Source organism: Methylibium petroleiphilum PM1 (assembly GCF_000015725.1).
GTDB lineage: Bacteria > Pseudomonadota > Gammaproteobacteria > Burkholderiales > Burkholderiaceae_C > Methylibium > Methylibium petroleiphilum.
On the sequence record NC_008826.1, the window covers coordinates 420,499 to 438,844 of the forward strand.

An 18,346-nucleotide genomic window follows, 5' to 3' on the forward strand; every position below is an offset into this window, starting at 1 on the left:
GATGCCTGTTTCCGCGGTGCGCCCTGTGCGCTGCCCCGCCTTGCTGATTGCCGCGCCCGCTTCGGGGCAGGGCAAGACCAGCGTGACGGCGGCCCTGGCGCGTCTGCACCGGCAGCGCGGGCGCCGCGTGCGAGTGTTCAAGACCGGGCCCGACTTCCTCGACCCGATGGTGCTCGCCCGTGCGAGCGGCGAGCCCGTGCACCAGTTGGACCTGTGGATGGGCGGCGAGGCGCATTGCCGCGCGCTGCTGCACGAGGCAGCGTCAGGGGCGGACCTGGTCCTGGTCGAAGGCGTGATGGGCTTGCATGACGGCGAACCGTCCAGCGCCGACCTGGCCTTGCGTTTCGGCCTGCCCGTGCTCGCGGTGATCGATGGCAGTGCAATGGCGCAGACCTTCGGTGCCGTGGCGCTGGGCCTCGCCCGTTATCGCGACGGGCTGACGCTGGCCGGCGTGCTGGCCAACCGCGTGGCCGGCGAGTCCCACGCCGCGCTGCTGCGCGACAGCCTGCCCGCGTGCTTGCGCTGGTCGGGCAGCCTGGCGCGCGACGAGCTGATCGCCTTGCCCGAGCGGCACCTGGGCCTGGTGCAGGCCGGAGAGCTCGCTGACCTGGATGCGCGGTTGGACCGGGCCGCTGCCGCACTCGGGCCGGATGCGGCCGAGTTGCCGCCCGAGGTGAGTTTCGAAGCGCCGCAGATCAGTGACCTTCGCGGCCTGGACTCGCCGCTGCAAGGCGTGCGCATCGCGGTCGCGCGCGACGCGGCCTTCGCGTTCATCTACCCGGCCAACCTGGCGCAGCTCGAAGCCTTGGGTGCCGAGTTGTGTTTTTTCTCGCCGCTGAATGACGCGGCCTTGCCCCCCTGCGACGCGGTCTGGCTGCCCGGCGGCTACCCCGAATTGCACCTGGACACGCTGAGCGCGAACCGGCTGCTGCACCAGGCGCTGCGCGAGCACCATGCCGCTAGCCGGCCGCTCTTGGCCGAATGCGGTGGACTGCTGTTCCTGCTGGATGCGCTCACCGACGCGCAGGGCCGGCGCGCCGTGATGGCCGGCCTGCTGCAGGGCGAAGCGGTGATGCAAGCGCGACTCGCCAACATCGGTTTGCACGAAGCGACGGTGCCCGAGGGCACGCTGCGAGGTCACAGCTTCCACTACTCGCGCCTGCAGACTCCGCTCGCGCCCTTGTGCTCCACCACACCGGCCCGCGCGGGGCGGCGCGGAGAAGCGGTGTACCGCAGCGGGCGGCTGACGGCCTCGTACTTCCACGCCTACTTCCCGTCGAACCCGCGCGCGGTGGCGCGCCTGTTCGCTCCCGATGGAGGCGCCCGATGAGCCCCGGTACGGTGTGGTTCGTCGGTGCCGGCCCAGGGGACCCGGATCTCATCACGGTCAAGGGCCGCGACCTGATTGCACGCGCCGGGGCCATCCTGTTCGCCGGCTCGCTGGTCAACGAGGCGGCCACGCGCTGGGCGCCCGCCGGCTGCGAGATCGCCGACAGCAAGGGCATGACGTTGGAGCAGATCGCGGCCTGGCTGATCGCCCGAGCGGCAGCACACCAGACAGTGGTGCGCCTGCAGACCGGCGACCCCGCGCTCTACGGCACCTTGATCGAGGTGGTGCAGCCACTGGACGCGGTCGGCGTGCCCGTCGCCGTGGTGCCGGGGGTGTCGTCGGCAATGGCCTCAGCCGCCGCGGCGGTGGTGAGCTTCACGCTGCCCGAGGTCACGCAGACGACCATCTTCACCCGCGTCGCAGGCCGCACGCCGATGCCCGAGGGCGAATCGCTGCGTGAGCTCGCCGCGCACCGCTGCACGCTGTGCATCTTCCTGTCGATCACGCTGCTGCACAAGGTCGAGGCCGGCCTGCGCGAAGCCGGCTGGCCCGACGACGCGCCGGTGCTGGTCGTGCACAAGGCCAGCTGGCCGGGCGAAGAGCGCATCGTGCGCGGCACGCTGGCCACTATCAAACAGCTTTGCCGCGAGGGCGGCATCGTCAGCCAGGCCATGGTCATCGCCAGCCCCACACTGGGCGCGCGCGGCTGGCCCGAACTCGCCAAGTCCAAGCTCTACGACGCGGCATTCACCCACCGCTTCAGAAGGGCCAGCGTATGACCGCCGACACCATCCTGCTCGTGGGCCACGGCTCGCGCGAGAAGAGCGGCAACGACGAGATCGAGCGTTTCGCGGCGCAGTGGCGCGAGTGCCATCCGCAGTGGCGCACCGAGCTGTGCTTCATCGAGTTCGCTGACGTCGAGGTCGAGCAGGGGCTGGAGCTGGCCGCGAAGGACTCGAGGCGTGTGATCGTCGTGCCGTTGATCCTCAATGCAGCGGGCCACGTCAACATCGAGATTCCGTCGCACATCGCGCGGGCGCGCCAGCGCCACCCCGGCGTGCGCTTCGACTACGCACCGCACCTGGGTGTCTGCGAGCCGGTGCTGGCCATCCTGAAGCGGCAGTTGCGCCAGTGCATGCAGGCGCTGGACATGCCCGACCCGGCGGGCACTGGCATCGTGCTGCTGGGACGCGGTTCGTCCAGCCGAGAAGCCAACGGCGAGATGGCGCGCATGGCGCGCTGGCTGTTCGAAGAAGGCGAGCACGAGCTGGTGGACCTCGCCTTCACCGGCATCGCCTGGCCGCGGCTGGAGCGCGTGGTGCAGCGCCAGGCGCAGTTGGGCATGCGCCAGATCGTCGTGCTGCCCTACTACCTGTTCACCGGCACGCTGATCCAGCGCATCGGCCGCCAAGTGGAACACCTGCGCAGCCAGTATCCGCAGCTGCGATTCGCGCTGGGCTCGTACTTCGGCTTCGAGCCCGAGATCGCCCAGCTGCTGGCCGAACGCGTCGGCGGCCTGCTGCGCGGAACGGAGCACGCAGTGCCGGTCAGCGACGAGGCCGCGCAGTGGCAGGGGCACCATCACGGGCCGGGCCATGGGCACGACCACGCTCGCGCCCATGAGCACCACGAACACCACGATCAGCATGGCCACGCCCAACACGGTCACTGAGCAGCTCACGCGCGCCGGCCAGGCGATCGAGCACGACAGCTTCGCGGTCATCGACCGCGAGGCCGGCCCGCATGCCTATGGCCCCGAGCAGTGGCCCATCGTGCGGCGGATGATCCATGCCAACGCCGACTTCGACTTCAACGGCCTGACCCGCTTCCATCCCGAGGCGGTGCGCGCCGGGCTGGCGGCCGTGCGCTCGCGCGCCAGCCGCGTCGTCGCTGACGTGGAGATGATCTGCGTGGGTCTGTCGGCGCCGCGCCTGGGCCACTTCGGCATGACGACGCATCAGTTCATCGCCGATGCGGACGTGATCGCGGCGGCCCGTGCCGAGGACACGACCCGCGCCGTGCAGGCCATGCGCAAGGCCCACCGGCTGGGTCTCGTGGACGGCGCCATCGTCGGCATCGGCAATGCCCCGACCGCGCTGATCGAGGTGGTGCGCCTGATCCGCGAGCACGGGGCGCGGCCAGCTCTGGTCGTGGGCATGCCGGTGGGCTTCGTCTCGGCGGCGGAGGCCAAGGCGCTGATGAGCGAGGAGACCGAGGTGCCGTGGCTCGTCATCGACGGCCGCAAGGGCGGCTCGACCCTGGTGGTGGCCGCGATCCACGCGCTGCTGGGCCTGGCGGAGACGGCGGAGGGCCCGTGCTCATGATGGAGAAGACCGTCAAGCGTGGCACCCGGACCGGCTTCACCACCGGTGCGTGCTCGGCCGCGGCGGCGCGTGCGGCGGTGCTGGGTCTGGTGGACGGCCAGGTGCCGGCCACGGTGGAGGCGCTGCTGCCCAACGGCCAGCGCGCGCGCTTTGACGTGCAGGACGGCCGCTGCGATGCCGAGGCCGCTCACGCGATGGTCATCAAGGACGCCGGCGACGACCCCGACTGCACCGACAAGGCCCACCTCACCGCCGACGTGCGGCGCCTGCCCGGCCAGGCCGATGCTTTCGTGCTGCTCGGCGGCTTCGGTGTCGGCACCGTCACCATGGCCGGGCTGGGCCTGGACGTGGGCGGCCCGGCGATCAACCCCGTGCCCCGCCGCAGCATCGAGGACAACGTGCGCGAGGCCGGCGCCACGCTGCTGACGCACGATGGCCTGGAGGTGACGATCTCAGTGCCGCAGGGCGTGGAGATGGCGAAGAAGACGCTCAATGCCCGGCTGGGCATCCTGGGCGGCATCTCCATCCTGGGCACCACCGGCATCGTCAAGCCCTACAGCACCGCGGCCTACCGGGCCAGCGTGGTGCAGGGCGTGGAAGTGGCGGCCAGCACCGGTGCCGGCACCGTGGTGCTGACGACCGGCGGGCGCACCGAGAAGTTCGCTGTCGCCGAGCTGCCGGGGCTGCCCGAGGCCTGCTTCGTGCAGATGGGCGATTTCCTGCGCTACGCGCTCGACACCGCGGGGAAGATGAAGCTGCAGCGCGTGGTGATCGGCGGCATGGTGGGCAAGCTGACCAAGATCGCGCAGGGCGAGACCATCACCCACGCCAACCGGGCCGAGGTGGACACCGCGCTGCTGGCCGAGCTCGCCGCCGGCATCGGCGCGCCGCCCGACGAATGTGCGGCCATCGCGGCGGCCGAGACGGCGCGCTTCGCGGCCGAGCGCATGCAGGTGCTCGGCCTGGTCGATGCCTTCCACGGTGCACTGGCGCGCAAGGTGGTGAGCACCGTGACCGGCCGCTACCCGGGGCGCTTCCGCCTCGACGTGCTGGTGTGCGATTTCGATGGTCGCAAGATCGCCGAGGCTTCATCCGATGACTGAATCCATTGACCTGCGGCCTCCGCGCTGCCACGTCGTCGGCGTGCTGGACGATGGCGCCGCCAGCCTGGGTGCCGCCGCGCTGCGTGCACTGGCCCAGGCCGATGTCGTGATCGGCGCGCGCCGCACGCTGGATCTGCTGGAGGCGCGCATCGCCCCGGAGGCCGAGCGCCACCCCATCGCCGGCATCGCCGCCGTGGCCGAGACCGTGCGCGCCGCACAGGCGGCCGGCCGGCGCTGCGTGGTGCTGGCCACCGGCGACCCGCTGTGCCACGGCATTGCTGGCACGCTGGCGATGCAGTTGTGCCTGGAGGCCATCGAGGTGCTGCCGAACCTGTCGACGATCCAGATCGCCTGTGCGCGCGTCCGCCTGGTGTGGCAGGAGCTGAAGATCGTCAGCATCCATGCCAAGGATGCCGGCGAGTGGAGCGTCGGCGCCGATCCGCGCCACGGCCTGTATCCGCTGGCCCGGGTCTTGCGCCACCATGATCGGCTGGCCGTGTTGACCAGCCCCGACAACACGCCCGACCGCGTCGCGCGGCTGCTGCTGGCCGAGGGCTTGGCCGACGAGTTTCAGCTCGCCGTGGCGGAACGGCTGTTGCAGCCCGACGAGCGCGTCGTCACCAATCTCGGCGTGGCCGAGGCGGCCCAACAACGCTTTGCCGATCCCAACGTGCTGCTGCTGTGGCGCAGCGCGGCGCGCCCGCAGCCGGTCCGCTTCGGCCTGCCGGATGACCGCTATGAACAGCGCCACCCCGACAAGGGCCTGATCACCAAGCACGAGGTGCGCGCCGTGTCGCTGGCGCGGCTGCAGCTGCGCGAAGATAGCATCGTCTGGGACATCGGTGCCGGTTCGGGCGCGGTGGGCCTGGAGGCAGCGCGCCTTTGCCAGGCTGGCCACGTCTACGCGATCGAGAAGAACGAGGGCGACGTGGCCATCGCGGCGCGCAACCGCGCGACGATGGCCGTGGGCAACCACACCCTGGTGCATGGCAAGGCGCCCGCGCACCTGGACGGCTGGCTGGACCCCGACGCCGTGTTCATCGGCGGCTCGGGCGGCGAGCTGGCCGAGCTGATCGCGCTGGCCCTGCGGCGCCTGAAGCCCGGGGGGCACCTGGTGATGAACTTCGTGACGCTGGAGAACCTGGACACCGCGACCGCCACGCTGCGCGAGCTGGGCGCGGCCTGGGATGTCGTGCTGCTGCAGGCCTCGCGCAGCAAGCCAATCCTGCACATGCACCGCATGGCGGCCGAGAATCCGGTGTGGATCGTCTGCGCGCAGGCTGGGGCCGGCGCCCCGGCGGCCTCGACCGCCATGGAGCGCGCCGATGAGTGACGATCCGCGCATCGGCCGGCTGATCGGTGTCAGCCTCGGCCCGGGCGACCCGGGCCTGATCACGCGTACGGCCTGGGCGCTGCTCGAGCGTCGCGACACCGTCTGGGCCTATCCCGCGCGCAGCACCAAGACGCCGAGCTACGCGTTCGACATCGTGCAGCGCGCTGGCCTGCTGCCACCGACAGAGCACCACTGCCTGCTGTTCCCGATGACGCACGACGGCGAGAAGCTCGGCCGGGCTTGGCTGCGCGCAGCCGAGACCGTGCTGCCGCGGCTACAGGCCGGCCGCGACGTGCTGTTCCTGGTGGAAGGCGACGCCAGCACCTACGCCACCTTCGGGCACCTGGCGCGTACCGTGCGCTCGCTGGACGGGCGCATCGAGGTGCAGACCGTGGCCGGCGTCAACGCCTTCACCGCTGCTTGCGCCACCTTGGGGCAGCCACTGTCTGAACAGGACGACACCGTGGCCATCGTGCCGGCGGCCTATGGTGTTGCCGCACTGGACCGCCTGCTGGCCGACTTCGACACGCTGGTGCTGCTGAAGGTCAAGCCGCTGGTCGACGAGCTGTTCGACTGGCTGCAAGCGCGAGATCTGCTCGATGGCGCGTCCTTCATCGAGCGCTGCGGCGCGCCCGACGAGCGTGTCTTGCGCGGCGCCGAGATGCTGGCCCTGCGCGGCAGCAAGGTCAGCTACTTGTCGCTGATGCTGGTGCCCAACCCGTACCGTGTGCGCGGCGAACGCATCAAGGGCTGCCTGAAAAAGACGTCACCGATGTCGGCTCCTGCCGGGCCGATGGAAATCGAGATCGAGCTATGAGTGCCACGGATCAACCTAACCCGGCCCCTGTTCGCGTGGTGTTGGTGGCCATCACCAAGCACGGCGCTGCGCAGGTGGCGGCGATGGCGCGGCAAATGCCGCAGGCCGCTGTGTGCGTGTCGGCCAAGTTCGCCGACGCCATGCAGGGACTGCCCAACCCGGTCGCGGCCTACGCCGGCGCTTTCAAGGACGAGATCGCCGGCTTGTTCGAGCGCTACGACCAGATCGTGTTCTTCGTGTCGCTCGGCGCGGTGGTGCGCCTGATCGCGCCGCACCTGAAGAGCAAGGACGAAGACCCGGGTGTGCTGGTGGTCGACGACGCCGGCCAGTTCGTGATCCCGGTGCTGTCGGGCCACGTCGGCGGCGCCAATGCGATGGCGGAGCAGGTGGCGGCTCTGCTGCGCGCCACGCCGGTGCTGACCACCGCATCGGACGTGGGCAAGACCATTCCGGTGGACATCCTCGGCCGCGAGCTGGGCTGGCGGGTCGAGGCGCCCAAGATCAACATCACCCGCGTCTCGGCCGCCGTGGTCAACGAAGAACCGGTGGCCGTGGTGCAGGAGGCCGGCAGCCCGCATTGGTGGACACGGCCGACGCCGCTGCCGCCCCACATCCAGCGCTTCGACCGCTTCGATGCGGTCGACCCGGCGCGTTTCAAGGCCGTGCTGTGGATCACCCATGCCGAGGTGCCTGAGGCGCTGTGGCAGCGCCTGCACGAGCGTCTGGTGGTGTACCGCCCGCCCCGCGAGGCGGATGCATGAAGATCGCGCTGGGCATCGGCTGCGACCGTGGCACGCCTGCGGAGACGATCGCGCAAGCGGTGGTCGAGGCGCTCACCCTCGCGCGGGTGGATCTGGCTGACGTGGCCAGTGTTGCCAGCATCACGCTGAAGGCTGATGAACCTGGGCTGCTGGTGCTGGCCGCGCAGCGAGGCTGGGACATCGTGTTCTACCGCCCGGACGAATTGGCCGCCGTGCCCGTGCCCAACCCCTCGGAGGTCGTGCGCCGCTACACCGGCACGCCTTCGGTCAGCGAGGCCGCCGCGCTGCTGGCGGCCGAGGCCGACGATGGCGCACCCGCGCTGCTCGTCGAGAAGCACAAGTTTCGTGGCACCGACGGGCGCAGCGCGACGGTGTCCATCGCCTGCTGCGCCGAGCTCTCCTGAAGGCCGGCCCACTTCTCCGCAATCTCCCCTGCAACCTCAACGAAAGGACCCAACCATGACCGCACAGAACTTCTCCCCCGCACAGGGCATCCCGGCCACCGCCTCGCGCCTGGTGCCGCGCCAGCTCGCCGCCGCGGCGGCGCTGGGCCTGGCGGTGCTCTACGGCGTGGCCTTTGCCGAGAGCCCGCTGGCGCACAACGCCGCGCACGACGTGCGCCACGTCACCGTCAAACCTTGCCACTGAAAGGGCGCAGCCATGCTGTTCCGACGCTTGGTCTGGTGCGCGCTGGCCGCCGCGCTGCTGGTGGGCAGCCTGCAATTCGCCATGCAGCGCTGGCAGGCGCTGCCCATCATCCTTGCGGCGGAGCGCTTCGAGGACCAGAAGGCGGCAGCGCCGGCACCCGCACACGAACACACGCACGAGCCCGTTCACGAAGGGGCCGCAGCGGGCGGGCACGAGCATGCCGCCGCTGAGCACCACCACGATGAAGCCGCATGGTCGCCTGCGGACGGCGCGGAACGCGGCTTCTGGACCTGGGTGGCCAACGTGCTGCACAGCTTCAGCATGGCCATGCTGTTGTTCGCCGTGATGGGCGCCTGGGTCTGGCGCCGCGGTGGGAGCGGCGGCATGGCGCGCTTGGCGTTGGCGGTGGCCGCCGCGGGCTGGCTCAGCCTGCACCTGTGGCCTTCGCTTGGGCTGCCGGCCGAAGTGCCCGGCATGGACGCAGCCGACCTGCGCGCGCGCCAGGCCTGGTGGCTGCTGGCCGCCGCCGGCGCCGCAGGAGCCTGCGGGATGCTCGCCTTCAGCACCGCGCGCTGGCGTTGGATCGCAGCTGCGGTGCTGCTGGCCTTGCCGTTCGTCGTCCGCGCGCCGCAGGTCGCGGACCCCTTGGCCGGGTTCAGCGGCGAGGCCCATGCTCGGCTGGCGCAACTCGGGCGCGACTTCGTCTGGGCCACGACCTGGGTGTCGCTGTCCTTCTGGGCTTCGCTGGGCGTGATCGGCGGCGCGCTCTTCGCTCGCTGGCTGCAGCCGGTGCTGGCCGAGATGCGGACCAACGCAGCCAGCGCTGCGCCGGCGATCGGAGCTTCTCGATGAGAACGACGCAGGCTGCCGGCAAGATCATGCTGGTGGGCATCGGCCCCGGCAGCGTGGGCCACATGACCCAGCGGGCCCGCGAAGCCATCGCCGAGGCCGACGTGGTGGTGGGCTACGTCACCTACATCAAGCTGGTGGCCGACCTGATCGAGGGCAAGGAGGTCGTGCGCAAGGGCATGACCGAGGAGTTGGACCGCGCGGTGAGCGCGCTCGAAGCCGCGCGCGCCGGCAAGAAGGTGGCGCTCATCTCCTCGGGCGACGCGGGCGTCTACGGCATGGCCGGCCCCACCTACGAGGTGCTGTTCCAGGCGGGCTGGACGCCCGAGGACGCGGTGCAAGTGGAGATCGTGCCTGGCGCCTCCGCGCTCAACGCCTGTGCCGCGCTGGTGGGCGCGCCGCTGACGCACGATTTCTGCGCCATCTCGCTGAGCGACCTGTTGACGCCCTGGCCGGTGATCGCGCGGCGGCTGGACGCGGTGGCGATGGCCGACTTCGTCGTCGCGCTCTACAACCCCAAGAGCGGCCGGCGCACGCGCCAGATCGTCGAGGCACAGCGCCTGTTCCTGCGCCACCGCCGGGCCGACACGCCGGTGGCGATCGTCAAGAGCGCCTACCGGCGGCGGCAGCACATCGAGTTCCGCACGCTGGAAACGATGTGCGAGGCCGACATCGGCATGCTCAGCACGGTGCTGATCGGCAACAGCCACACCTTCGTGCGCGACGGCCTGATGGTCACGCCGCGCGGCTACGCCAACAAGTACGACATTGAGCAAGGCGGCGAGACGCGCGAGGGCGAGAGGCCGGGGCGTTCGCTGTCGACCGGGCTGAACGGCTGGCTCGAGAACCTGCTGGACGACCACGCCGGCGGCGAGAGCATCGAGCAGCTCGCCGCGCGACACCGCCTGCCGGCCGACTACATCGCCGCGACCCTGGCCGAGCCGATCGAGGCACAGCCCGAAGCCGCGGCCGAAGACACCGAAACCTGAAGGGGCGCCCACACCACCAGACACCGAACCCGGGCGCGACCTCCGCAAGGCGGCCGCGCCCCCACGCCCCAGGTGCCTTGCCCAGCGATGGTCCGGGTCAAACGGGAACGGGGTAGGCCGGCCTGGCTTGGATGCCAGGCCGGCCGTAATCCCCGGCTGCCCCCGCAACGGTAGGCGAGTGCGGGTGCGTCCACGGCGCTCGAACCATCGAGCGCCAGCCACTGAACGGTTGCGTGGCGTCGTCGCCGAGACGACGCGCGCGGACCGCTTGGGAAGGCGATGCACCAAGACTCGCGAGCCCGGATACCGGCCTGTGGCGACGCGCCGCCGCGACGCGAATCGTGGCGGTCATCGCAATGCGACCAGCCGCGGGGAGCGGATGGCGGCGAACGCGCCGCGCTCACTCGCGTGGGTATCGCGCCATCCCGTGCAGCGGGTCGTTCCTGGAGTTGATGCCACGTGAGAACCACCGAACCAGGCGCCCGACGCGCGCCCCATTTGACGCCGCTGTCCATGGCCAGTTTCCTGACCGCCCTGCTGGCGAGCGCCACCGCGTGCGCCGAAGAACCGGCTGCGCTCGACGCGATCGTCGTCACGGGCCGGCGCACGGCGGCGCGACTGGAAGACACGCCGCAGCGCGTCGAGGACATCGAGCGCACGCCGACGCGTGAGCTCGCCGACCTGCTGAAGAAGAACGCGAGCGTCGACGTGATCCAGTACCCGGGCAACCTGTCGGGCGTCGGCATTCGCGGGGTCCGGCTCGAGTTCTCGGGCATCAACAAGCGCTGGCTGCCGCTGATCGATGGCCGGCCCGCGATGTCTACCAACCCGAGCCTGGTGAACCTGGACCAGATCGAACGCATCGAGGTGCTCAAGGGCCCGGCTTCTGCGCTGTATGGTGCGCAGGCCATGGGCGGCGTGGTGAACCTGATCACGCGCGAGAGTCACGGCGGCGTGGCCGGCACGGGGCAGATCTCGCTCGGCGAGTTCGATCTGAAGGAACTCCGCGGCCGCATCGGCGGCAGCCTGAGCGACGCGCTGGATTTCGACTACGCCGGTTCCTGGTTCGACCGGGGCGACTTCAGCGCCGGCCAGGGCGTCGAGCGGCCCAACACGGCGTACCGCCAGCAGAACCATGCGCTGCGCCTCGGCCTGGCCCCGGCGCTGGATTGGCGCCTGCGCGCCAAGACCGACCTCTACCGGGGCCGCGACATCGCCACGCCCGGCGACATCGCCTACGGCCTGAACCCTGCGCACGCGAGGAGCCTGTCGTGAGCCTTCTGCGCCCACAGGGGCTGACTGTTCGCATCGGCGGCAAGACATTGCTGCACGATGCGAGCCTGTCTCCGCGTGCGGGCGAACTGCTGGGCGTCGTCGGCAGCAACGGCGCCGGCAAGACCACGCTGCTGCGCACGATGGCCGGATTGACGCGCGCCGCACAGGGGCGGGTGCTGCTGCCCGGGCGTGGCAGCTTGCCTACCTGCCGCAAGGCCAGGCCGTGCACTGGCCATTGCCGGGGCGCGAGGTGATGGCGCTGGGCCGGCTGCCGCATGGCGATGCGCTGCGGCCCAGCGGGCGCGACGCCATCGCGCGCGATGGCGGCCACCGCGACGCAGGGCTTTGCCGAGGCCGCCGCGCACACCTTGTCCGGCGGCGAACGTGCGCGGCTGCTGCTGGCCGGCGAGCCGCAGGTCGTCCTGGCCGACGAATCCCTGGCCGCGCTCGACGCGGCCCATCAGCTGCGCGTGCTGGCTTTGCTGCGCCAGCAGTCCCATGGCGGCCGAGCCGTGGCGCTGGTGCTGCACGACCTGGCGCTCGCCGCGCGCTCTTGCACCCGCATCGCCGTGCTGCACCAGGGCCGCCTGCTGGCCGACGGCCCGCCTGCACAGGTGCTCGATGAAGCCTTGATCGCCCGCGCCTTCGGCGTCAGCGCCCTGCGCATCGACCACGCGGGCGAAACCTGCCTGCTGGCCTGGCAGCCGCTGCCGGCCGACTCCCATCTGGAAACCACGCCATGAGCCTTCCTGTTGAAAAACCCAAGATCGGCGCCTACCGCCGCCACATCCTGATCTGCACCGGGCCGCGCTGCACGAAGGACGGCCAGTCGCAGGTGTTGTTCGACAGCCTGGGCGACAAGTTCAAGGCGGTGGGCCTTCACCAAGGTGAACTGCGCGTCAAGCGCAGCCGCGTCAGCTGCTTCGCCGCCTGCAACGGCGGGCCGGTGATGTGCGTGCAGCCCGACGGGGTCTGGTACTACGACGTGACGCCGCAGAACATGGACCGCATCATCGAGCAGCACCTGGTCGGCGGGCAGCCCGTCGACGAACTGGTGTTCCACCGCGGGCCCGGCCATGTCGAATGAGCCGAGCTTCGCTGCCGGCACGGTGTGCATCGTCGGCGCCGGGCCGGGTGCGGCGGACCTGCTGACGCTGCGTGCCCTGCGGCGCCTGCAGCAGGCCGAGGTGATGGTGCATGACCGGCTGATCGCGCCGGAGGTGCTGGCGCTCGCGCCGCCGCAAGCGCTGCGGGTGTACGTGGGCAAGGCTTCGGGCGACCACGCCGTGCCGCAGGCGGGCATCCATGCGCTGTTGGTCGAGCATGCCCGGGCGGGCCGGCGCGTGGTGCGGCTCAAGGGTGGCGATCCCTTCGTGTTCGGCCGCGGCGGCGAGGAGGCACTGGCGTTGCAGGCCGCCGGCATCGCCTGCGAGGTCGTGCCCGGTGTGACCGCCGCCGGCGGCTGTGCGGCGGCCGCCGGCATCCCGCTGACGCACCGCGACCTGGTCAGCAGCTGCGTCTTCCTGCCCGGGCATCTGGCCGAGGGTGAGGGTGCGCACGGCCGCACGCTGGACTGGGCTGCACTGGCGCGGCCCGGGCAGACGCGTGTGTTCTACATGGGCGTGCAGCGCCTGCCCCAGATCGCGCAGCGGCTCATTGCCCACGGGCTGGCGCCCGAGACGCCGGCCGCGATCGTGCGCGACGGTACGCGCGCGACTCAAAGCGTGCTCGCCACTGGCCTAGCAGCGCTGGCGCAGGCCGCGCCCGCGTACGGCCCGCAGCCCGGGCTCCTGATCATCGGCGAGACGGTGAGCCTGAGCCCGGACTATCGGCCCACGGTGGCGCCGCAGCCGGAGCTTCGGCGCACCATGCACTTCGATGCCAACGAGCGCGATGCCGTCTACCGCGTCATCGCCGCGCGGCGCGACATGCGGCACTTCGCGGGCGGGACGGCGCTGGCCCCGGCCGTGCTCGAGCGCCTACTGTGCGCGGCGCATCAGGCGCCGTCGGTGGGGCTGATGCAGCCCTGGCGCTTCATCCGCGTCGCCAACCCGGCGCTGCGCGAGTCCCTGGCCGCGCAGGTGGCCGCCGAGCGGGAGCGCACGGCGCAGGCGCTGGGCGAGCGTGCCGAAGAGTTCCTGCGGCTCAAGGTCGAGGGCCTGCGCGAGTGCGCCGAGCTGCTGGCCCTGGTGCTCGCGCCCGACGACGGAACGGTCTTCGGCCGCCGTACGCTGCCGCGCGAGATGGCGCTGTGTTCGGTGGGGGCGGCGGCGCAGAACCTGTGGCTGGCCGCACGTGCGGAAAACCTGGGCCTGGGCTGGGTGTCGATGTTCGAGCCGGCGGCCGTCGCCGCGCTGCTGGGGCTGCCTGAGGGCGCCTTGCCGCTGGGCCTGCTGTGCCTTGGCCCGGTCGATGCCTTCTACGACGAGCCGATGCTGCAGGCTGAGCACTGGCGTCAGGGCCAGCCGCTCGGTGACATGGTGTTCGAAGACACCTGGGGTCGATCGGCTGACAAGCCGTGAACGAATTGCTGGCCACAGTTCCTGATGGGTCCGATGTTGGCCGGCGTGGATGGCTACGGTCAGACGCGCCGGGCGAGGTCGCCGCTGGCGAGTGGGGCGACTTCGGAGGTCGTGGCGGCACTGTGGGGCGGCAGGAGTGCGTGGCGAGGCCCTGGGGCCGCGCCGGGTTCAGGCCGCGAAGGCGATGTTCAGGCTGCGCATGCGCATCAGGTTGCGCGCCAGGGCATGCCACAGCAGCACGGCTCGCGCCTTTGTCAAGCCACAGACGTTGAACCTGGACAGTCCTCGGCGCCGCAATTGCGCGTTGGCATAAGTGAACTGGCCCCCGAAAATGGACGCCAAGAGGTCTGGTATTTTGACCATGTGGAAGGATGGCAAGGACGGCGATGGGCCGCCCGCCCCGGGCAGCGAGTTCGAGCCCAAGCCGGGCGACAGCGACGCGGTGGCGCAATGGCGGGCCCGCATGGCCACCGACGCCGCGCGCGAGATTTACAAGGATCGTGCAGCCACGGCCGAATGCGTCAACGCGCAGGCCCGCAACCGGGGCTTGTTGCGCATGCCGGTGCGCGGGCTGGCCAAGGTCCGCTGCGTCGTCAGGCTGTACGCGCTGGCGCACAACCTGATGCGCATGCCCTCGCGCCGCAACTCCTCGGTCCGGGCACTCCCGCGTCCGCGATGACCGCAACGGCCGCATGAGTCCGCAAACCATGCCCGACCCCCCCAAAACACGTCCCTGCGCGACCCCGGACTGCTGCGGGATCGCGCCAACAAGCGCACCCGCCTCACCGGATCGGCGTTCACCCGCGCCGCCATGCCTCATGGGGTCCCCTTGTTTTCGGTGCCAAAAGTGACGGTACGCCTCTGCCCGTAGAGCCAGCATTGGCGCGGGGTTCGCTTTCAGACCGCGCGCAAGTGCTTGTCAGGCAATGAGTTCCTGTTGGTCCTCCGATCGGCCGCTGAAGGCCTGTTTGTGGGGTCGATCTCAGCCAGCAGCACCTGTTTTCACTGCAGTTTGTGACGGCAGGATCTGGCCCGCGTAGCGCTCCAGCGGGAAGCGGAAGACTCCCCGCAGGTTGATGCCTTCAAGGCGCGTGGGCGCAATGCGCCCGGTCAGCTCGGCCGGCACGATCTGCCGCCTATTGGCCCACCGGTCCAGCACTACCTGCATCTGCGCCGTGTTCCATGCCATCACGATGTTGGCCAGCAGGCTCAGCGCATCGGCCACCGCTTGCATTTCGTCGGCTCTCCGTGCCTGCGCTGGCCCCACACGGCCGGTGTAGATCGCCCGCTTCAGCGCATTGACCGCCTCGCCGCGGTTGAGGACCCGTCGCAGCTCGCGGCGGAACGCCTCGTTGACGAAGTAGTCGGCCAGGAACGCCGTGCGCAGCAGCTTGCCCAACTGGACGCCGGCGTCGTAGATCGGGTCGCCTCGGGCGGCCGAGCCGAACCTGGCCAACGCCGTGACCGCGCTGGCGTGGCCCGTGATCACCGAGGCTGCCAGATGCACCAGACTGTCCCAGTGGGTCTCTATCAGGGCCGTATCGATGGTGGCCTCGCACACGGCAGCGATCTCCTCGGGCACCTTCATGCCGCGCGGCACGAACAGGTGCCGCTGATTGAGCTCCCTGAGCCTGGGACACAGATCGAAGCCCAGCAGCCGAGCCAGGCCCATGGCGAAGTCGGTGTAGCCGTGCGTGTCCACAGCCAGTTGCGTGGTCTCGACCTTCTCCTGCCGCACCACGCCCTCGATGGCCGCGCCAGCCTGACGCTCGTTGAGCACGATGGGCTGGGCATGGAAGATCCCCCAGCGGTCCTTGACGTGGCTGTAGATGCCGATCGAGGCCGTCTGCCGCCTGGGGTCCTGCCGTGCCTGCCAGACCCGGCGGCTGGTCTCCAGGCTCATCATGTCTGACGAAGCCAGATCCGCTCGGCCCCAGGTGGCGGCGATCGGTTGGCGTTGCATGTGCTCCAGCACCGCCTGGCAGGCCAGCGCCAGGCGCCGCTCGTCACCGGCCCAGCGCATAGCCTGGCGAATACTGGTGGCCGACAGCTGCGGGATCATCCGTGCGCACTCGGCCGCAGTCAGGCTGGTGCCGTGGGCCAGGATGCCGGCGTAGACCATCAGCAGTTCCTGGCCAGATCGCGGCTCGCGTGCGAGCATGATCCAGCTGAAGCGCACCTGGGCGTCCACCGCCAGGATGACCTCGGGCAGTTGCACTTCGCCGATGCGCTGATCGAGCCGGCTGCGCAGCCTGCTGACTTCGGGGTCCTCATCGTCGGCCGCCAGCGGAGCCAAGTGCAGTTCGTCGTCGACACGCAGCGCGCCGGTGCGTACCGCCGTGGCCACGGCGTCGACGCCGGCGCGCACGCGCTCCAGCAGCGGCGCGAGGTAGTTCGCTGCCTTGGCCGGCATCTGTAGCCTGGCGTAGTGGCGCCGGGCCTCAACCTCCCAGCGCTCGTCCGGGATGAACAGCCGCTCGCGGCCTCGGAAGCTCAGCGAGTGTTCGATCCAGATCGAGCCATTGCGCAATCCCCGGCGCAGCGCGAACAGGGTGGCCACTTCCAGTGCCCGGAACGCCCGCTCCCGGTCGGTGTCAGCGATGTCCTGGCGCCACGCTGCCCCCAGCCGTGCAGCGGTGACATCGACAGGCAAGGTCTTGTCGCCGGCTGCGTACTGCGCGCGCAGGATGTCCAGCGCCTGCAGCGCCGGGTGCTCACCCGTGGCCGTCCACGACAGGCTCCCAGCGGCCACCAGCAGCGAGCGCACCGGGGCGATGGCGGCGATCAACTGCCGACGGATGCCCGAGGCCCGGCTCGGTGTTCTCTGCGCGCGCCGGGCTGCGACCAGTTCGAGCAGGCGCGTGCGCAGTTCGGCCGTGCCGGCTTCGTCCCGGGCCAGCTCGGCCAACTCCTGCAGCAGCAACTGGTACTGCCGCGACCAGTCGATGGGGGCAACCGCATCGTCGGCACATTGGCGCCAGAGATCGGCGACGCGGCGCTGGAACATGAGGATGAACTGGTCGGTGGCCGTCAGCAAGCAGTAGCGCAGGAAGCAGGCCGTCTCGACGGTCCGGGCGGGCTCCTTGACGCGGGCGTTGACCGACGGCGCTCGCGAGGCCATGCGTCGCGCGTAGCGGCGCACCAGCACGTTGTTGATCTCGGCCAGCGCGCGGTCGACGCCGAGCTCCTTCAGGCAAGTGATTCGCTCCAGAACCTCTGCTATCTGCCGCGTGGAATGCTTGGCCGGCGCGCTCCACAACCAGGACTGGCAGGGTTGTCCATCAGGACGCGGGGCATCCAGCACCGCGCTCCAGCGCTTGAGGGTCGAGACGGGAACCGACTGCCGAACCGCCTCGGCCGTCGTGCGCTCGAGCTCGCTCAGGGCGGCCGCCACCAGGCCGCGGATGTCGCGCTCGCGCAAGACCAGCAACCTGTGGCTGTACAGCCATTGCCGGGCGTGGACGATCAGACGTTCTCGGTCGGCGCACTGCGCGACTTCATCGCGCAGCACACGCACGAGCGCACGACGCTGGTGCTCAGTCATCCAGCCAAATCCCAGGGACTCGCAGGCCAGCTGTTGGTGATCGAACAGGGTGCGGCCCCGTGCATACAGCGCCCGCACGGACGCCAGATCGGGAGTCTCGATGCCGAGTTCGCGGCCCAGGTGGGCCAGCAGGACGCTCGGCACGACGCGCACGCTGTTCAGCGGCCGGCCGGTCATGCGCACGAAGCCGATGTGCAGCGCCAGGCCCAGCCGCAGACCGTCGCCGCGGCGTCGCGCGATCAGCTCTCGCTCGGCGGGGCTGAAGCTGAAGAAGGCCTGCAGCTCAAACTGGCTGAGCTCACGCGGCAGCTCGCGCTGGCCCAGATACGGTGATTGCCAGCCTTGCATGGCCTCGCTCCCAACTCAAGCCTCGGGCCGCCCACGATAAGCCCCTGCGCGAGCCAACAGGAAAGTTCATCGAATCAACAACTTACCGAACAGCGCTCGAACGGACCCGCGCCAATGCTGGCTCTACGGGCAGGAGCGTACCGTCACTTTTGGCACCGAAAACAAGGGGACCCCTTCGACGCCGATCTGGTTCGCCAACGACCCCGAATGCAGCCATGAAGACGAAGGTCGAGCGGCGGCGCCGTTGGTTCGGTTTTGGAGGGTGTCCACACGACCACCGCTCTCTTGGGGGCCCCCATACGGTGGGATGGACGTCTCCCTCCATCGGGCGCAGCCGCGGTCACACACGTCAGGGTGATCGGCGATCAGGTCGCGCCGCGGGAAGATCACCGAGGATTCCGACGGGGATCCACCAGGAGCCGATGGTCTGCGCGAGGTCGGCGAAGTCAACCATCTCTAGGTGCAAGTCCGTGTCCGTGTCAGAACGTGGAAACTTGGTCTCG

Annotated in this window: 18 protein-coding genes, 2 pseudogenes and 1 riboswitch; of the genes and pseudogenes, 18 read left to right on the top strand and 2 right to left on the bottom strand. The window is 70.4% G+C overall.

Annotation, left to right across the window (positions count from 1 at the left end; all coding sequences use genetic code 11):
* Position 1 precedes the first annotated feature (1 nt).
* The 17 genes from MPE_RS21820 (at position 2) to cobA (ending at position 13,951) form a co-directional block, all read left to right on the top strand.
* The gene (locus MPE_RS21820; RefSeq protein ID WP_011831800.1) at positions 2 to 1,330 is read left to right on the top strand and encodes a cobyrinic acid a,c-diamide synthase CobB; all 1,329 of its coding nucleotides are present in this window, start codon (positions 2 to 4) and stop codon (positions 1,328 to 1,330) included.
* The gene (cobM, locus tag MPE_RS21825; protein WP_011831801.1) at positions 1,327 to 2,109 is read left to right on the top strand and encodes a precorrin-4 C(11)-methyltransferase; all 783 of its coding nucleotides are present in this window, start codon (positions 1,327 to 1,329) and stop codon (positions 2,107 to 2,109) included. Before MPE_RS21820 ends, cobM begins: the two co-directional genes overlap by 4 nt.
* Positions 2,106 to 3,002 (top strand): sirohydrochlorin chelatase, encoded by an 897-nt coding sequence (locus MPE_RS21830; protein WP_011831802.1) that lies wholly within the window; start codon positions 2,106 to 2,108, stop codon positions 3,000 to 3,002. The genes cobM and MPE_RS21830 overlap by 4 nt, the downstream gene beginning before the upstream one ends.
* Entirely contained in the window at positions 2,977 to 3,654 is a 678-nt protein-coding gene (locus tag MPE_RS21835) for a precorrin-8X methylmutase (protein ID WP_011831803.1), read from the top strand. Before MPE_RS21830 ends, MPE_RS21835 begins: the two co-directional genes overlap by 26 nt.
* Positions 3,651 to 4,757 carry a cobalt-precorrin-5B (C(1))-methyltransferase gene (locus tag MPE_RS21840; protein WP_041930417.1) on the top strand — a complete coding sequence of 369 codons (1,107 nt, stop codon included), beginning with the start codon at positions 3,651 to 3,653 and terminating at the stop codon, positions 4,755 to 4,757. Before MPE_RS21835 ends, MPE_RS21840 begins: the two co-directional genes overlap by 4 nt.
* The gene (locus tag MPE_RS21845; RefSeq protein ID WP_011831805.1) at positions 4,750 to 6,090 is read left to right on the top strand and encodes a bifunctional cobalt-precorrin-7 (C(5))-methyltransferase/cobalt-precorrin-6B (C(15))-methyltransferase; all 1,341 of its coding nucleotides are present in this window, start codon (positions 4,750 to 4,752) and stop codon (positions 6,088 to 6,090) included. The genes MPE_RS21840 and MPE_RS21845 overlap by 8 nt, the downstream gene beginning before the upstream one ends.
* A complete protein-coding gene (gene cobI / locus MPE_RS21850) occupies positions 6,083 to 6,907 on the top strand; it encodes a precorrin-2 C(20)-methyltransferase (protein WP_011831806.1) in 825 nt (274 codons plus the stop codon). Before MPE_RS21845 ends, cobI begins: the two co-directional genes overlap by 8 nt.
* Complete coding sequence (locus tag MPE_RS21855; RefSeq protein ID WP_011831807.1) at positions 6,904 to 7,668, top strand: cobalamin biosynthesis central domain-containing protein; 765 nt, start codon at positions 6,904 to 6,906, stop codon at positions 7,666 to 7,668. Before cobI ends, MPE_RS21855 begins: the two co-directional genes overlap by 4 nt.
* Complete coding sequence (locus tag MPE_RS21860) at positions 7,665 to 8,072, top strand: cobalamin biosynthesis protein (RefSeq protein ID WP_011831808.1); 408 nt, start codon at positions 7,665 to 7,667, stop codon at positions 8,070 to 8,072. The genes MPE_RS21855 and MPE_RS21860 overlap by 4 nt, the downstream gene beginning before the upstream one ends.
* Positions 8,073 to 8,127: 55 nt before the next feature.
* Entirely contained in the window at positions 8,128 to 8,316 is a 189-nt protein-coding gene (locus MPE_RS21865) for a CbtB domain-containing protein (protein WP_041930418.1), read from the top strand.
* Positions 8,317 to 8,328: 12 nt separating this feature from the next.
* On the top strand, positions 8,329 to 9,168 hold the full coding sequence (locus MPE_RS21870; protein ID WP_011831809.1) for a CbtA family protein: 840 nt from the start codon (positions 8,329 to 8,331) through the stop codon (positions 9,166 to 9,168).
* A complete protein-coding gene (cobJ, locus tag MPE_RS21875) occupies positions 9,165 to 10,154 on the top strand; it encodes a precorrin-3B C(17)-methyltransferase (protein ID WP_011831810.1) in 990 nt (329 codons plus the stop codon). Before MPE_RS21870 ends, cobJ begins: the two co-directional genes overlap by 4 nt.
* A 69-nt stretch (positions 10,155 to 10,223) precedes the next feature.
* Positions 10,224 to 10,468: riboswitch (cobalamin riboswitch) on the top strand.
* Positions 10,469 to 10,667: 199 nt separating this feature from the next.
* A complete protein-coding gene (locus MPE_RS24945; RefSeq protein ID WP_148211120.1) occupies positions 10,668 to 11,429 on the top strand; it encodes a TonB-dependent receptor in 762 nt (253 codons plus the stop codon).
* Positions 11,426 to 11,683 (top strand): ATP-binding cassette domain-containing protein, encoded by a 258-nt coding sequence (locus MPE_RS24795; protein ID WP_049820968.1) that lies wholly within the window; start codon positions 11,426 to 11,428, stop codon positions 11,681 to 11,683. Before MPE_RS24945 ends, MPE_RS24795 begins: the two co-directional genes overlap by 4 nt.
* 21 nt (positions 11,684 to 11,704) lie before the next feature.
* A complete protein-coding gene (locus MPE_RS24800) occupies positions 11,705 to 12,172 on the top strand; it encodes an ATP-binding cassette domain-containing protein (RefSeq protein ID WP_237706435.1) in 468 nt (155 codons plus the stop codon).
* Positions 12,169 to 12,516: a (2Fe-2S) ferredoxin domain-containing protein gene (locus MPE_RS21890; protein ID WP_011831812.1), complete on the top strand. Its 348-nt coding sequence runs from the start codon at positions 12,169 to 12,171 to the stop codon at positions 12,514 to 12,516. The genes MPE_RS24800 and MPE_RS21890 overlap by 4 nt, the downstream gene beginning before the upstream one ends.
* Entirely contained in the window at positions 12,506 to 13,951 is a 1,446-nt protein-coding gene (gene cobA / locus MPE_RS24950; protein WP_011831813.1) for a uroporphyrinogen-III C-methyltransferase, read from the top strand. Before MPE_RS21890 ends, cobA begins: the two co-directional genes overlap by 11 nt.
* Positions 13,952 to 14,119: 168 nt before the next feature.
* On the opposite strand, the pseudogene MPE_RS24215 reads toward cobA, so the two are convergent.
* Positions 14,120 to 14,260 (bottom strand): annotated as a pseudogene (locus MPE_RS24215) (IS5/IS1182 family transposase); the annotation flags it as partial.
* A gap of 106 nt (positions 14,261 to 14,366) precedes the next feature.
* On the opposite strand from MPE_RS24215, the pseudogene MPE_RS21900 reads away from it, so the two are divergent.
* A pseudogene (locus tag MPE_RS21900) lies at positions 14,367 to 14,647 on the top strand (transposase); the annotation flags it as partial.
* Positions 14,648 to 14,933: 286 nt separating this feature from the next.
* Here the strand turns inward: MPE_RS21900 and MPE_RS21905 are convergent.
* Positions 14,934 to 17,843: a Tn3 family transposase gene (locus tag MPE_RS21905; RefSeq protein WP_011831781.1), complete on the bottom strand. Its 2,910-nt coding sequence runs from the start codon at positions 17,841 to 17,843 to the stop codon at positions 14,934 to 14,936.
* Positions 17,844 to 18,346 lie beyond the last annotated feature (503 nt).